Source organism: Sphingomonas sp. LC-1, from assembly GCF_025371035.1.
Taxonomy (GTDB): Bacteria; Pseudomonadota; Alphaproteobacteria; order Sphingomonadales; family Sphingomonadaceae; genus Sphingomonas; species Sphingomonas sanguinis_E.
Genome location: NZ_JANZXB010000006.1, coordinates 17,309 through 31,649, shown reverse-complemented (window position 1 = coordinate 31,649; position 14,341 = coordinate 17,309). Strand labels below are relative to the sequence as shown.

The window sequence follows — 14,341 nt, the reverse complement described above, 5'->3', positions numbered from 1 at the left end:
CGATATTCCCATGTGATACGTTACAACATAACTTAATGGAAAGAGCTATTCGGTGTCCAGTGTCTTCAAGATCGCTTTTGGTCGGCAATATTGGCTCGACGGTTTCGCGGTGACCGCGTCGGTGCTGTGCCTGATCCACTGCCTGTTGCTGCCGGTCCTGCTGGTCGCGCTGCCGGTGCTGGCGACGATGCTGACGGTGCCCGAAAGCTTCCATGCCGTCGCCTTCGCGCTGGCGCTGCCGACCAGCATGCTGGCGATGGCGCTGGGGCGGCGGCGGCATGACAGCCGCTGGCCCCTGCGCCTCGCGGTCGTCGGGCTGGCGCTGCTCGGTATCGGAGCCTTTGCCGTCTCGGTCGAGACGACCGAGCGCGGGGTCAGCAGCCTGGGCGCAGTGCTGCTCGCGGTGGCGCATGTCGGGAATTGGCGAGCCATGTCACATGGGAAGGGCGCACCCGCCGCCTGCCCGGCGGAGGACCGGGCGTGAGCGGCGTGGTGGCGGACGCGCGCATTCCGGTCTCGGTACTGACCGGCTTTCTCGGCAGCGGCAAGACGACGGTCCTCAATCATCTGGTCCGTTCGGCGGACATGGCGCGGGCGCTGGTCGTCATCAACGAGTTCGGCGCGGTCGGGCTGGATCATGATCTCGTCGCGCGGTCGAACGAGGATATGGTCGTCGAAATGATCGGCGGCTGCCTGTGCTGCACGATCAGGGGCGATCTGGCGCGCACCTTGCGGGACGCACCATGGCGCTTCGCACGCAGTGGTCAGCCATGGTTCGACCGGGTGGTGATCGAGACGACGGGGCTGGCCGATCCGGCACCGATCCTGCACACGCTGATGACCGACCCCCGGCTGGCATCGCTCTATCGGCTCGACGCGGTCATCGCGACGGTCGATGCGGCGACTGGGATGGCGACGCTGGACAGCCAGGCCGAGGCGGTGAAGCAGGCCGCGGTTGCCGATCGGCTCTTGCTGACCAAGACCGATCTGGTCGGGATGGGCGCGCAGGACAGGCTGCGCGATCGCCTGGCCACGCTCAACCCCGCCGCACCGGTCATCCCCGTCACCAACGGCATCGTCGACGCCGCTCTATTGTTCGGCGTGGGGCTGTACGATCCCGCCGCCAAGAGCGAGGATGTCCGCCGCTGGCTGGCCGACGAAGCCTATCAGGACGGGCACCACCACCACCATCACGACCATCATCACCACGACGTCAATCGCCATGACGACGGCATCCGCGCCACCTGTCTGACCTTCGACACGCCGCTCGACCCGGTCGCCTTCGACCGCTGGCTGGGGCTGCTCACCATGTTCAAGGGCGCGGACCTGCTGCGCGTGAAGGGAATCGTCAACCTGGCGGGGTTCGATGCGCCGGTGGTGGTGCACGGCGTGCAGCACATATTCCACCCGCCGGTCGAGCTGGAACGATGGCCATCCGACGACCGACGCACGCGCATGGTGTTCATCACGCGGGGGATCGACCCGGAGGAGCTTCGCGGAACCCTTGCCCTGATGACGCTGGGGCTGAACGAGGTGCAGTTGCAGGGGCTGGTGGAGAGCGTCGCGGCGAGCGACCGCGTATGACCCATGACGGCAAGGTCGCGCCCCGGCGGCGTTGTGGCGAGATCGAGGCGCTGGTCCATGGCATATTGGCGGAAGGGGGCCGACCGCTCAGCGCCTATGACATTGCCGCGCGGGCCAGCGAGCGGGTCAATCCGATCGTCCCGGCGCAGGTTTATCGCACGCTCGCGCGACTGGTCCGCCAGCGGCGCGTGCTGCGGGTCGAGATGCTGCGCGCCTATGTCGTGTGTTCGCGGCCGATCGATCTGTGCTTCGTCTGCCTGTCTTGCCACCATGTGCAATTGATCGAGCATGGCGCGATGCGGTCCATCCAAGCGCAAGCGGTGCAGCGCGGTTTCGTACTGGCCGCCGCACCGCTCGAAGCCGCCGGCTTGTGCGATGCCTGCGCCGGCCATGCCTCTGCGTCATCCGCGCGAAACATGGCTGCGACAGGATATGGTCATGCTTGATCTCACCCCGACCCGCCGCTCCGCCACGCTCGGCCTGACCGCCACCGCCTTTGCGGGCCTTGCCCGTATCGCGAATGCCGCCGTCCCCGACACGGGCCGGGTCGGATACGGCCCGCTGCTGCCCGATCCCGCCGGACTGCTCGACCTGCCAAGCGGCTTTTCCTACCGCATCGTCTCGGCGCTGGGTGACAGGATGGACGATGGGCTGGTCGTACCCGATCACGCCGACGGCATGGGCTGCATCCCGCTGCCCGGCAAACGCCATGCCCTGGTCCGCAACCACGAGCTTTTGCCCGAGGATGCCGCAAAGGGTGCGCGTGCCGGTGCCTTGGGAGCGGCGTTCGACCGCCACCCCGATGGGCTCGCCCTGCCGGGTGGTACGACCACGCTGGTCATCGACGATGCCAGCGGACGGGTCCTGTCACAGCATCTGAGCCTGGCGGGAACGATCCGCAATTGTGCTGGTGGAACGACGCCATGGGGAAGCTGGCTGACCTGCGAAGAGGATGTGACCCGTGCGGGCGGTGGCGTCTCGCAGGATCATGGCTGGGTCTTCGAGGTGCCGGCGGCGGCGCGCGGGCGCGTCGATCCGGTGCCGTTGCGCGCCATGGGTCGTTTCAACCACGAGGCGGCGGCGGTCGATCCGCGCACCGGCATCGTCTATCTGACCGAGGATCGCGACGACAGCCTGCTCTATCGGTTTCTGCCCGCCCGCCCCGGCCGGCTGGTGGCGGGCGGACGGCTCCAGGCGCTTGCGGCGCGCGATCCGGCGCGGCGCGACAGCCGGAACTGGACGGGTATCGGCGTGGCGCCGGGCGAATGGCTGCCGACCCGCTGGATCGATCTCGACCATGTCGACAGCCCGCAGGACGATCTGCGCGCGCGCGGCGCGGCCGCTGGAGCATTGTTGTTCGCCCGTGGCGAGGGCATCCATATGGGCCGTGGCGAACTCTATTTCTGCTGTACGTCGGGCGGGGCGGCCGGGCTGGGCCAGATCATGCGCTATCGCCCCGCCCGCGACGAAGGGCATCAGGCGACGGGCGGCATGGTCCAGATCTTCGTCGAGTCGACCGGCAAGCCGATGCTCGACTTCGGAGACAATCTGACGGTCGCGCCGAACGGCCATCTGATCATGTGCGAGGACCAATATACCGAGACCGTCACCAACCGGCTCATCGGCGTCACGCCCGCGGGGCAGACCTATATATTGGGCTTTCTGCACGCACAGACCGAGTTGGCGGGGGCCTGTTTCTCACCCGATGGCCGCACCCTCTACGTCAACCTTTACAGCCCGGCACGGACCCTAGCGATTACCATGCCCGCAAGCGTGCTGGCTTGAGCTTTTCGCCGCTTTTCGGGGGCGTGCCTTGGTCCATCGCTGTCGCTGCCGAGGAACGTAACGGCTGACGGCATTGCCGATCCGTGGAGGATAGCTGGGGCCCCGATGCAGATACGGCGCTGGGCCCCATCCCGAAGCGATTTACCTCCCGAGAATTCCACAAGCATCTTAATCCCTTACCAAATGCGATTGACTCGCATTATCTATCGTAGCTAAGGGCGATCCCGCATTGTCCGCGACGGGCCTCAAGGGCAGCGGATACCAGGGGCGGGAGACCTATGAAGATTTATTGGGGTGTCGGGTTGCTGCTGTCTTCGGCGGCATCGCCGGCGGTGGCGCAGGAAAAAACCGGCGACGCACTGCGCAACAGCGAGATCGTCGTGACGGCTACCGGACAGACTCAGGCGACGTCGGGAACCAAAACCTCGACGCGTTTGATCGAGGTGCCGCAATCCATCTCGGTCATCACCCGCGAGGAACTCGACGTCCGTGCGGTCCATAGCGTCACCGAGGCGCTGGCTTACACCGCGGGCGTCCAGGCCGAGCAGGACGGTATCGACAGCCGTGCCGACAGCTTTTCGGTACGCGGCTTCGCGGCCGGCAGCTTCAGTGACAATCTGTTCCTCGACGGCATTCGCCTACCGTCCGGCGGGCAATGGACGCGGACCGCGTTCGACCCGTTCGCGCTTCAGCAGATCGAGGTCCTGAAGGGCCCTTCGGCGGTGCTGTTCGGGCAGGTGGCGCCGGGCGGTATCGTCAATCTGGTCACGAAGCGCCCGACCGCGCGTCCGCGCGGCGAGATCATGGTGCAGGGGGCCGGGTTCACCGATCTCGGCAAATGGCAATATCAGGGCGCGGCCGACATATCCGGGCCACTCACACGCGACGGCACGATCAGCGCGCGGCTCGTCGGCCTGGCGCGCTATGGCGATGCACAGATCGATGCGATCAAGACCGGGCGTTATTATATCGCCCCCAGCCTGAGCTGGGCACCCGACGCGGCGACCAGCATCACGCTTATGGCGCAATATCAGCGTGACGAGGGCGGATCGACCTTCCAGTTCCTGCCCGATGTCGGATCGCGGCAGCCGGGGGCGGGGGGGCGCCATATCCGGCTCGACGCCTTTCTCGGCGAACCCCAGTTCAACACCTTCGATCGCGACCAGTATCTGGTCGGATACGAAATGCGCCATGCCTTTTCCGATCGGCTCGAACTGCGGCAGAATGGTCGCTACACCCATGTCGAGACGCTGTTTCAGGGAACCGTACTGCGTGGCGGCACACTGGCCAATGGTCAGACGATCAACCGGCGCGCGGTGCAAGGCGTCGGCCATTCGGATGGCTATGGCCTTGATACCAAGATCGAAGGCCGTATCGACACGGGTCCCCTGGCGCACCGGGTACTGGTCGGCCTCGATCTGCTCGATACCGAATGGCGGCACCGGCGCGATCTGTCGACGGACGTTCCACCGATGCCCGACATCTTCAATCCCGTGTCGCAAGGCGTGGGGCGGATCTTCCAGACGCTGAAGCCGCAGGTCTATCTGAACGCGCGGGTGGAGCAGGTCGGCGCCTATGGCCAGGATCAGATCACGCTCGGCCAGCTTCATGTCACGCTGGGCGCGCGCTATGACTGGGCGAAGAACCATCAGGTCAACGAGCTGGCGACCGGCAGCACCGATCCGGTGACGCTGACCAAGGCCGACAAGATGACGTGGCGGGCGGGCGCGACCTGGGTCTCGCCGAGCGGCCTTGCGCCCTATGCCAGCTATTCCACCTCGTTCCAGCCGACGACCGGCCAGTATTTTGACGGCACGCCGTTCAAGCCGACGACCGGCGAGCAATATGAGGCGGGCGTCAAGTTCCAGCCGCGTGGCAGCAACGCGCTGCTGACCGCGGCGGCGTATCAGTTGACCCAGAACAATCTCGCCAGTCCCGACCCGGACGAAAGCCATGTCTGCGCGGGCGGAACCTGCCAGGTCCAGACCGGACAGGGCCGCATTCGGGGAGTCGAATTGGAAGGCAAGGCGACGCTGGTCGGCGGGCTCAGCATGATCGCGACCGGCACCTATATGGATAGCGAGATCACGCGTGGCGCGGCCGGGCAACAGGGCAATCGGCTGGCGCAGGTGCCTGATTGGATGGGGTCGCTATTTGCCGACTATCGCTTTGCCGAGGGCGGGCCGCTGGGCGGGGTCGGGCTTGGCGGCGGCGTACGCTATGTCGGCGTTTCCTATGGCGACACGGCCAATGCCTATCGTGTGCCCAGCTATACCCTGTACGATCTGTTCCTGCGCAAGGCCTTTGCCAGCGGCATCATCCTGTCGGTCAATGCGCGCAACCTGACCAATCATCGCTATGTCGCGCTGTGTTCGTCGCCTTCCGCCTGTTATTACGGGTCGGGGCGGACGCTGAATCTCCGGCTGCAATACCGGTGGTGAGCATGCTGGCAACCCTCTTGCTCGCACTGGCCGGACCCGCCGCGCCGGTGGCGGCGGAGACGCCCTATACGCTGTCGCACAGCGTCGAGCGGGTCGTCCACGCCAAAAGCGGAGAGGCGTATCGCATCTTCATCGCCTGGCCGGAGGCGCCTCCGCCGCCCGGCGGCTATCCTGTGCTCTACGTGCTGGACGGTGAGGATAATTTTGCGATCGCGGCGCTCACCGCGCGCCGGCTGGCGCGGGCAGGTGCACGGAGCGGCGTTTCGGATGGCATCGTCGTCGGGATCGCGGCCGGGCCGCTGGAGCGCCGCGTCCGCGACTATACGCCCGCGACGCCCGGCTGGACGATCCCCGCGACCACGCCCGCCAGCGGACTCGCGACCGGTGGAGCGGAGGCCTTTCTCGACCTCATCGAACGTCAGGTTCAGCCGCTCGTCCGCCAGCGCTGGCGGGTTGATCTGTCTCGGGAGACACTGCTCGGCCACAGCTTCGGCGGTCTGGTCGGCTTGCATGCCGCCCTGACCCGCCCGGCGATGTTCGATACGGTGGTCGCGGTCAGTCCGTCGCTCTGGTTCGGCGATGGGCTGATCGCACGCGAAGCCGCCACGGCGACGGACGGACCCCGCATCCTGATCGCGGAAGGGGAGGCTGCCGCTGCATCCCCCGCCGAACTGGCCCGGTCGCTTGATCGCGGCGGAGGGGTCGGCCGGGCACGTTTCCTCCCGCTGCCGGGGCAGTCGCACGGAACGACGATGCTGGCGGCCATGGCCCCGGCGATCCGCTTCGCCTTTGGGGAGCCGGAACGATGATCTCCGATGGCGCGTGGTGTTTGCCGCGATCGGCGTAGCATCGCGCCTCTATGCCATCGCCCCTGGTTGGCGCATCCCTTGGCGGCTCGCCGGGGCAATGCCGTTGAGCGCGGGATCAGGAGAAGGCGACATCGGCCAGCATCCGGGCATGGGCGAATGCGTCACGCGCACCTTGAAGCATCCGGGCGATGTCTGCCTGGTCCAGGTCGAGCCAGTGCACCGCCTCGATAAAGGCTTTTCAGGAAGGCCTGCGCCCATCGGGATGCACAGCGAGATGCCGGGCCCCAAACGATCCATCGAGGCCCAGCGCGGCTGCGCGTCTCGACAGTGATGCGGCGTCGAGATTCAACCCTCCCGCCACCCATAGCCTGGCGTGTCGCCGTAATGTTTTTCAAAGCGTGTCACGGTGGGTCGTGCAATACTGACCGTCAAACGCTTCCACTTAAATGGCCGCACGATCAGCTATGGATTATCTCGCCGCCTCCTTCGTCGCCTGCATTTTTATTTCAGCGTCAAGCCGCTGGGCGTCCTTACAACTTACGAAGATATCGTAAAATTTGGACGTCAGGACGAAACTGTTCATCGTCAATCCGATCCAGCAAATGACAGGACTGAACACCTAAGCCGCGATTTGACCAGAAAGTTGGGTCGAGTGTCGTTGCGAGCAGCCAGGAGGGCCTGCGCAGGGAGCCATAATGGGCGGCCTGAGGCTTATTCGCTGGATTTCCTTTGAATGAGCCGCATTCGGCTTGCATTGGCTGGGCAAATGAGGGACTAATCGGGAAACAAAATAGCGGGGATTCACTCGCCAGGCATACGAGTGCAAACGCACCACGGGGCCGTAGAATGGGAGAGGGTCCTATGTCTGCGGTCTATTCGCTATCGTCATGCATTGAATGGCAGTTCGCCGAAGCTGGAGCGCTGGATGCGCGTCTTCGCGCGGCCAAGGCGGCCGGGTTGGAATTGGCCGAATTTCACCTTTGGCGTGACAAGCCCATCGACGCGCTCGCGGTGGCGCTCTCGGACACGGGAATGCGGCTGACCAGCCTGTGCGTCGATCCGCGCCGCTCGATCGTCGATCCCGCTGAGCGTGAGGAGATGGTCACCGCCGTTCGCGAAACCATCGCCGCCACCGCCAAGCTCGGCAAGCCCGCCCTGATCGTCGCCTCGGGTTTCCGGGTGGAGGGCATGAGCGAGCAAGAGCATTTCGACAATGCCGTGGCCGCCTTGCGCGCCGCGGCCGATGCGGCGGAGGAGGCGGGCGTCATGCTCCTGCTCGAGCCGCTCAACACCCGGCTTTTCGCGACCATGTATCTGGTCAGCACCACGCTCGGCCTCGACCTGGTCGAGGCGGTGGGCAGCCCGAACCTGCGTCTCCTGTACGATGTCTGGCACAGTGCCGTGATGGGTGAGGACATGCGCACGGTACTCACCGGGCGTATTGATCTGGTCGCCCATGTGCAGGTCGCCGATATGCCCGACCGCAACGAGCCGGGGACCGGCGCTGTCGACTGGAAGGAGGTCACGCAGACCTTGCGTGATCTTGGCTATACCGGCGCCATCGGTCTCGAATATTTTCCGACGCTGCCCATGGTGCAATCGCTGGCCGTTTCGCAAGAAGCGCTGGCCGACTGACCCGCATCCGCTGCTTCCCAGTCCTGAACGGGTCATCGTCATGCAAAAAAGCGAATTGGGCTTTGTCGAGCGCCTGAGTTACGGCTTTGGCGACATGGGAACCAGTCTGGCCTATAATATGGCCAGCGGTTTCCTGCTGTTCTATTACACCAATGTCGTGGGCTTGCCCGCGGCGTCGGTCGGCACGGTATTTCTGGTCGCGCGGATATTGGACGCCGTGGTCGATGTGCTGGTCGGCATCGGGGTCGATAAGACCCGCACCCGCTGGGGGCGTACCCGCGTCTATTTCCTGTGCACGGCCATTCCCTATGCGCTGTTGACCGTTGCCGTCTTCTCGATGCCTGCATGGAGCCAGGGCGCGCAACTCGTCTACGCCTTCGTCACCTTCAAGGCGCTGGGTATCGTCATGTCGCTTCAGGCGATCCCCTATACCGCGTTGATGCCGATGATGACGCTGGACGGCAAGGAGCGGCTGCGGCTGTCGGGCCTGCGTTCGATCGGCACCGCGACCGGCGTCGTGCTGGGAACGGCGGCGGTCATGCCATTGGTCGGTTTGCTGGGCGGAGGAAACCAGCAGCGAGGGTTCACGCTCGTTGCCGTGCTGTTCGCGATCGTCGGGCTGATCTGCACGCTGGCGCTCTTCCGCAACTGCAAGGAGCGGTACGAGGATGATGCCCCGCCGGGCTTCGCCATTCTTTCCGCGGTCGGCGAGATGTTGCGCAACCGTGCCTGGCTGGTCGTCTTCTTCCATTGCCTGCTCTATTTCGCGCGCTTCGGCATGATGATGGCCGCCACCGCCTATTTCGCCATCGACGTCATGAAGCGGCCATGGATGATCTCGGTCATGCTGCCCGCCGTCGCGGGTATGCTGCTCCTGTCCGCCTTCTTCGCGCCCGCGATCCTGACGCGCACCGGCCTGCGGAACGGCACGGCCGGCGCGCTCGCCATCGCGGCAGTGCTGTTCGGAGCGTTGCCCTTCGTTCAGGACAATGTGCCGGTATTTCTGGGCTTCTACGTCGCGGGCTGCCTGGCGACCTCGATCACGATCACCTCGACCTATGCGATGATCGCGGAAACCGTAAATTACCACGAGGCGAAGTTCGGCGCCCGTCGCGAGGGGCTGTTATCCGCAGGCATCAGTCTTTCGACGAAGCTCGGCATGGCGCTGGGCACGGCTGGCTTCGCCTATGTGCTGGGCGCATTCGACTATGCCCCCGGCCATGTCAGCGACGCCGCGCGGGAGGCCATCCGCTGGACCTATAGCGGCGGCGCGGTGGCGGTGCTCGCCGTCCAGACGCTCGTCGTTCTCTGCTGGCCCCGGACGGGACCGGCCAAGCGTTAGTCATACCAATCCGGGTGTCGCGCGGCGACGCATCCGTGAAAACGATGGAAACCGACATGAACAAAGATACGATCGGCATAAGCCTGGATCTGATCAATCGCCATTATCAGGAACCCAACCGAAACCGGTATGAAGGCAAATATTTCTGGGAGGAGCTGTATCCGCTGATCAGTGCGAGCGGGTTTCGCGCGATCGAGATCCCCTATGAGCCGGTCTGGCAATTTGGCGGCCGCAGCGGCGTTCCGATGAACCGCTATTGCATCAACACAAAATATCAAAGCGCCGCCAATTACCGGGACGTGTTGCGCCAAAGCGGCATCGACCGGGTCGTCGGCGTTACCTTCGATCCCAATCTGTTCATGCGCAATGACAATATGGGCTTCTTCTTCGGGGCCAGCGGCCATTTCGCGGGCGAGGCGCTTTCCCATGCCGCCGACCTCGGTGCCGATTATTTTGCGATCAGCCCGTCCGCCTTTTACGGGCGGATGGCGCATTATCACCCCGATCTGGACGCGAAGATGGATGACATCGTCGCGCGCGTGACCGAACTGCTTCAGGGCCTTGCCGCCAAGGCGCAGGAGGTGGGCGTCACCCTGGTGCTGCGTAACGAATATTGGAGCCTTTTCCGGGGCGAGCGCATCCTTCCGCTGCTCGACGCCCTGCCCGAAAGCGTCACGCTCGACGTCGATACCGCGACCTTGACGATCGCGGGCGTTTCGCCCGCCGCGTTCATCAGCGCGCATATCGGCCGGATCGGCTGCGTGCACCTCACCGATACCGATTTCCTCGATACGGACGAGACATGGAAGAGCCCGAACCCCGAATTCCCGGCCGGGCGGGCCACACAGGTGTTCCGCGATCCCGGAACCGGATCGGTCGATCTGTCGCGTATCGTCCAGCTACTGGATGATCTGGGCTATGACGGACCGGTCGTCTGCAGCGCCCGCCAGACACGCGATCCGTTCCGCGCTCTTCTGCGCACTCGTGCCTTCCTCAACCAACTGCCGAACCAGGCCGGACGGAGTGCCCTGTGATGCCCAATATCCGCTACGCCAATATGAGCCATTGGAAGGCGATCCCCTATCGGCAGATCGAGAACTTCCGCGATTTCTATTACGAGAACAATACGAACTCCGCCTATTATTCCGACTGGGACACGATCCTGAAATACCAGTCGGCGCTCGGCTTTGACGGTATCGAGATCGCGCCCTGGGACCTCGCCGACATCCTGCCCCTGTTCGGCTCGCCCGAGGCATTCACCGCGTTCGCGAAGGATCGCGGCGTCGATGTGATCGGGATGTTCCACGGCGCCCATGCCTCGCATGCCGCCGATCATTTCGAGGAAGCGGTGCGCTCGGGACGGGAGGCCGTGGACACGATCGTGAAGTTCGGCGGCACCTATATGAACACCTGTCCGACCAACAACTATTACGGGTCGGGTCCGCTGTCGCGCGAACAGGTTCAGCAATGTGCCCGGACGATCAACGAGATCGGGCGCTATGCGACCGACCACGGCGTCAAGATCGGTCTTCACAACGAGTTCTTCTGCGCGATCAATCTGCCGAACCACCGCGAGTTCATCGAAAGCACCGATCCTGAGCTGGTTCACTATTGCATCGACACGGCGCAGGTCGCGATCATGGGCGAGGATCTGCTGACCTTCTACGAGGATTATCACGACCGGATCAGCACCTTCCACCTGAAGGATACGGCCTCGGTCCGCCAGCCCGATGAAGTCCGCTATGCTCAGGACCCGGAGATCACCGATGACGGCACACGCTGGTTCTGGGAGCCCGGCCTGGGTGAGTTGGACCTGAAGGGCCTGTATCACCTGTTGAAGAAATATCAGTTCAAGGGCTGGATGTCGGTCGAATATGACGGGTCGCCGGACCTTCTCGCGTCGATGGCCCTGACACGATACCACATCGATAAGGAATTGCGGCCCATCTACGACTGAGGGGAGGGCGCAACTGCCCCCCTCAATCGAATAGTCGCTCCGGCAGGCGGGTCAGCAGCAAAGCGATGGCCAGCAGATCCGCCGCCACCACCAATGTCGCGATCAGGAAGGCGGTTACGGGCGGCCGATGATCGCCCGTCATCGAGAAATAGATGGTGGCGATCAGGGCCGTGCCCATGGCGCCGCCGATCTGTTGCATCGTCTTGTGCATGGCTCCCGCGACACCCGCATGGTTGCGATCGACGCGTGACAGGGTGATCGGCCCCAGTGGACCGCTGAGTGTCCCCATGCCGACACCCGCAAATAGCAGCAACGCGCCGATGACCACGCTCGGAAGGGCGATGTGCACGGCGACCCCGGTCGCCGAACAGGCGAGCGCCATCAGGATCGCTCCCGTTATCGGCACACGACGTCCATGGACGGGCAGGGCCTTGCGCCCGATCTGACTGATGCCCGCCATGACCCCCATGCCAAAGGGTATGTGGAGCAGCGCGACATCGACCGGGCTGTAGCCCAGCCCCTGTTGCAGCGTCAGGCTGAAGGTCAGCAGGAAGCCGCCCGAGGCGATCGCGAAGGCTCCCGTTGAGGCCAGTCCGACCCGAAAACTGCGGTCATGGAACAGCGACGGTTCGATCAGCGCCGACCCCAGTCGGGACCGGCGTGCGCCTTCATAACGCCAGAACCACCACCATAGGCCAGCACTCGTCAGGACCAATGCCGCCGTCCACCACGGCCACCCGGCGCTCCGCCCCTCGATCAGGGGGAGCAGCAGCGTGCCGAGCGCGAGGAACAGCAACAGCGATCCCGGCCCGTCGACACGCAGCGCATGGCCCGAGCGTCCCGGTGGCAGCAACGTCAGCCCGGCAATCAGCGCCAGTGCGCCGAAGGGCAGATTGATCAGGAAGACACTGCGCCAGCCCAGATCGAACGGGTTGAGCTCAATCAACAAGCCGCCAAGCACCGGGCCGCCGATCGCTGCCAGCCCGCCGACCACGCCAAAGGCGGCCAGTCGGCCGATCCGTTCGCTGGGTGAATATAAAAGCTGGATCAGCGCCACGCCCTGCGGTGCCATGATCGCGGCGGCCGCTCCCTGCGACAGCCGCGCGACGGCAAGCGTCGTCGCATCCTGCGCCAGTCCGCACCCCAGCGACGCGATGGAAAAACCCGCCACCCCGATTGCGAACATCCGCGCATAGCCGAACAGATCACCCAACCGACCGCCCACGACCAGCAGCACGGCGAAGGTCAGGAAATAGCCCGACACGACCCATTGCATCGCGCGGTCCGACGCCCCCAATCCCTGCTGGATTGCGGGCAGTGCGGTGTTGACGATCGTCGAATCCGCCACGTCCATGACGAAGGCGAGCAGCACCGTCGCGAACGCCAGCGTCCTTTGTCGCTCGCTCAACCGATCCGAAACCGCGCGTGTCGCCACCGTGATGATCCTTGCTTGACAGAGTGGCACGTCATGGCGATACCACGTATCAGAATGCAAGTTCTAATTAAGCCGTAAGAGCGGCGAATCGATTGGGAGAGAAGCCGATGGTCATGACGCCGGAAGACCCCGAGGCACGCCGACCCGGTATAGGTCAGGGTATCACCGTCATCACCGCCGGCTTTTTGCCGATTCTGGCCATCGCGTCGCTGTTTCCGGCGGTGCCGTCCATCATCGACCATTTCTCGGCCGACCCGTCCGCGTCGTGGAAGGTGCCCGCCATGGTATCGGCGCCAGGCCTGACGATTGCTGTGGTCGCGCTGTTCGCAGGAATTCTCGTCGATCGCTTCGGACGGCGCAAATTGATGCTGGCCGCGACCCTGCTCTACGCGCTGTTCGGCGCGGCACCCTTTTTCCTCGACAGTCTGAACGGCATCTACGCCTCGCGGCTGTTGCTGGGCGTGTCGGAGGCGGTGATCCTGACCACGCTCAACACGCTGATCGGGGATTATTGGGACGAGAAGGGGCGGCGCAACTGGCTGACCATGCAGGGGCTGGCTGGGCCGTTCCTGGCCAGCGGGGTTATTTTGGCTTCGGGCTTCCTGACCGGCCTGCGCTGGAACGGCATCTTCCTGATCTATCTGGTCGCCTTCCCGATCTTCATCGCGGCGGTGAAGTTTCTCTACGAGCCGCAGAGCGATGCGACGGCGCGCAAGATGCTGGGCATCGGTCAGGCGCCCGCGCGTACGCCGTTCCCGATGGCGTCGGTCGCCATGATCGGCGGCGTGACCCTGTTCGCCTCTGCCCTCTACTATGTCTTCATCATCAATGGCGGCATGGCGTTCCGCGAAGTCGGTATCCAGTCGTCGCAGGACCTCAGCAAGCTGACCTTCATTCCCAGCCTGTTCGTGATGCTGGGCTCTGCGATCTTTTGGGTGACGGGTCGGGCACGCCCGGTGGTGCAACTCGGCATCTTCCTGTCGTTGATCGGCGGTGGGTTGGCGACGATCGGTCTGGCGCCGGACTGGCGCTGGATGATTGCGGGCCTGGTGGTGCAGCAGACCGGTGCGGGCATGGCGGTGCCGACCCTAATCGCATGGGCGCAGTCCAAGCTGCCCTTCGAGCATCGCGGTCGCGGCATGGGCGTGTGGACCGCGTGTTTCTTCTTCGGCCAGTTCTCCAGCCCGTTCCTGGTCTCGATGTTCCGAACCCAGGCGGGGACGATGCAGGCGGCATTCCTGATCATGGGTGCCGCCGGGGTCGTCGGCGCGGTCACGGCCTTCCTTATCGCGTCAGCCCGTCGTGGCGGCGGTACGCCGGCCATTGCCGCCGCTGTCTGATCCCCATTCCTAC

13 protein-coding genes are annotated in these 14,341 nt (G+C 64.5%); 12 read left to right on the top strand and 1 reads right to left on the bottom strand.

What is annotated here, in order from left to right; translation table 11 throughout:
- The first annotated feature begins 52 nt into the window (after window positions 1-52).
- From NZL82_RS10110 to NZL82_RS10060, 11 genes are all read left to right on the top strand, one after another.
- A complete protein-coding gene (locus tag NZL82_RS10110) occupies window positions 53-484 on the top strand; it encodes a MerC domain-containing protein (protein WP_261269638.1) in 432 nt (143 codons plus the stop codon).
- Window positions 481-1,584 carry a GTP-binding protein gene (locus NZL82_RS10105; RefSeq protein ID WP_261269637.1) on the top strand — a complete coding sequence of 368 codons (1,104 nt, stop codon included), beginning with the start codon at window positions 481-483 and terminating at the stop codon, window positions 1,582-1,584. The genes NZL82_RS10110 and NZL82_RS10105 overlap by 4 nt, the downstream gene beginning before the upstream one ends.
- Window positions 1,581-2,030: a transcriptional repressor gene (locus tag NZL82_RS10100; RefSeq protein ID WP_261269636.1), complete on the top strand. Its 450-nt coding sequence runs from the start codon at window positions 1,581-1,583 to the stop codon at window positions 2,028-2,030. The genes NZL82_RS10105 and NZL82_RS10100 overlap by 4 nt, the downstream gene beginning before the upstream one ends.
- The gene (locus tag NZL82_RS10095) at window positions 2,023-3,369 is read left to right on the top strand and encodes an alkaline phosphatase PhoX (protein ID WP_314732883.1); all 1,347 of its coding nucleotides are present in this window, start codon (window positions 2,023-2,025) and stop codon (window positions 3,367-3,369) included. The genes NZL82_RS10100 and NZL82_RS10095 overlap by 8 nt, the downstream gene beginning before the upstream one ends.
- Window positions 3,370-3,647: 278 nt before the next feature.
- Entirely contained in the window at window positions 3,648-5,810 is a 2,163-nt protein-coding gene (locus NZL82_RS10090) for a TonB-dependent siderophore receptor (protein ID WP_261269635.1), read from the top strand.
- 2 nt (window positions 5,811-5,812) lie between these two features.
- On the top strand, window positions 5,813-6,619 hold the full coding sequence (locus NZL82_RS10085; RefSeq protein WP_261269634.1) for an alpha/beta hydrolase: 807 nt from the start codon (window positions 5,813-5,815) through the stop codon (window positions 6,617-6,619).
- Between the two features lie 13 nt (window positions 6,620-6,632).
- Window positions 6,633-6,950 (top strand): hypothetical protein, encoded by a 318-nt coding sequence (locus NZL82_RS10080; protein WP_261269633.1) that lies wholly within the window; start codon window positions 6,633-6,635, stop codon window positions 6,948-6,950.
- Window positions 6,951-7,480: 530 nt separating this feature from the next.
- Complete coding sequence (locus NZL82_RS10075; protein WP_261269632.1) at window positions 7,481-8,254, top strand: TIM barrel protein; 774 nt, start codon at window positions 7,481-7,483, stop codon at window positions 8,252-8,254.
- A gap of 40 nt (window positions 8,255-8,294) precedes the next feature.
- A complete protein-coding gene (locus tag NZL82_RS10070; RefSeq protein ID WP_261269631.1) occupies window positions 8,295-9,596 on the top strand; it encodes an MFS transporter in 1,302 nt (433 codons plus the stop codon).
- A 56-nt stretch (window positions 9,597-9,652) separates the two neighbouring features.
- Complete coding sequence (locus NZL82_RS10065) at window positions 9,653-10,630, top strand: sugar phosphate isomerase/epimerase (protein ID WP_261269630.1); 978 nt, start codon at window positions 9,653-9,655, stop codon at window positions 10,628-10,630.
- Window positions 10,630-11,553 (top strand): sugar phosphate isomerase/epimerase, encoded by a 924-nt coding sequence (locus NZL82_RS10060; protein ID WP_261269629.1) that lies wholly within the window; start codon window positions 10,630-10,632, stop codon window positions 11,551-11,553. Before NZL82_RS10065 ends, NZL82_RS10060 begins: the two co-directional genes overlap by 1 nt.
- A gap of 22 nt (window positions 11,554-11,575) precedes the next feature.
- Here NZL82_RS10060 and NZL82_RS10055 read toward each other — a convergent pair whose 3' ends face one another.
- Window positions 11,576-12,988: an MFS transporter gene (locus NZL82_RS10055; RefSeq protein ID WP_261269628.1), complete on the bottom strand. Its 1,413-nt coding sequence runs from the start codon at window positions 12,986-12,988 to the stop codon at window positions 11,576-11,578.
- A 113-nt stretch (window positions 12,989-13,101) separates the two neighbouring features.
- Here NZL82_RS10055 and NZL82_RS10050 point away from each other — a divergent pair, with 113 nt between their 5' ends.
- Complete coding sequence (locus NZL82_RS10050; protein WP_261269627.1) at window positions 13,102-14,328, top strand: MFS transporter; 1,227 nt, start codon at window positions 13,102-13,104, stop codon at window positions 14,326-14,328.
- Window positions 14,329-14,341 lie beyond the last annotated feature (13 nt).

What these genes read in the sequence shown, in the direction of transcription:
- NZL82_RS10100 (WP_261269636.1), top strand. Translation starts at nt 1,581, where the DNA reads ATGACCCATGACGGCAAGGTCGCGCCCCGGCGGCGTTGTGGCGAGATC.
- NZL82_RS10095 (WP_314732883.1), top strand. Translation starts at nt 2,023, where the DNA reads ATGCTTGATCTCACCCCGACCCGCCGCTCCGCCACGCTCGGCCTGACC.
- NZL82_RS10090 (WP_261269635.1), top strand. Translation starts at nt 3,648, where the DNA reads ATGAAGATTTATTGGGGTGTCGGGTTGCTGCTGTCTTCGGCGGCATCG.
- NZL82_RS10085 (WP_261269634.1), top strand. Translation starts at nt 5,813, where the DNA reads ATGCTGGCAACCCTCTTGCTCGCACTGGCCGGACCCGCCGCGCCGGTG.
- NZL82_RS10075 (WP_261269632.1), top strand. Translation starts at nt 7,481, where the DNA reads ATGTCTGCGGTCTATTCGCTATCGTCATGCATTGAATGGCAGTTCGCC.
- NZL82_RS10070 (WP_261269631.1), top strand. Translation starts at nt 8,295, where the DNA reads ATGCAAAAAAGCGAATTGGGCTTTGTCGAGCGCCTGAGTTACGGCTTT.
- NZL82_RS10065 (WP_261269630.1), top strand. Translation starts at nt 9,653, where the DNA reads ATGAACAAAGATACGATCGGCATAAGCCTGGATCTGATCAATCGCCAT.
- NZL82_RS10060 (WP_261269629.1), top strand. Translation starts at nt 10,630, where the DNA reads ATGCCCAATATCCGCTACGCCAATATGAGCCATTGGAAGGCGATCCCC.
- NZL82_RS10050 (WP_261269627.1), top strand. Translation starts at nt 13,102, where the DNA reads ATGACGCCGGAAGACCCCGAGGCACGCCGACCCGGTATAGGTCAGGGT.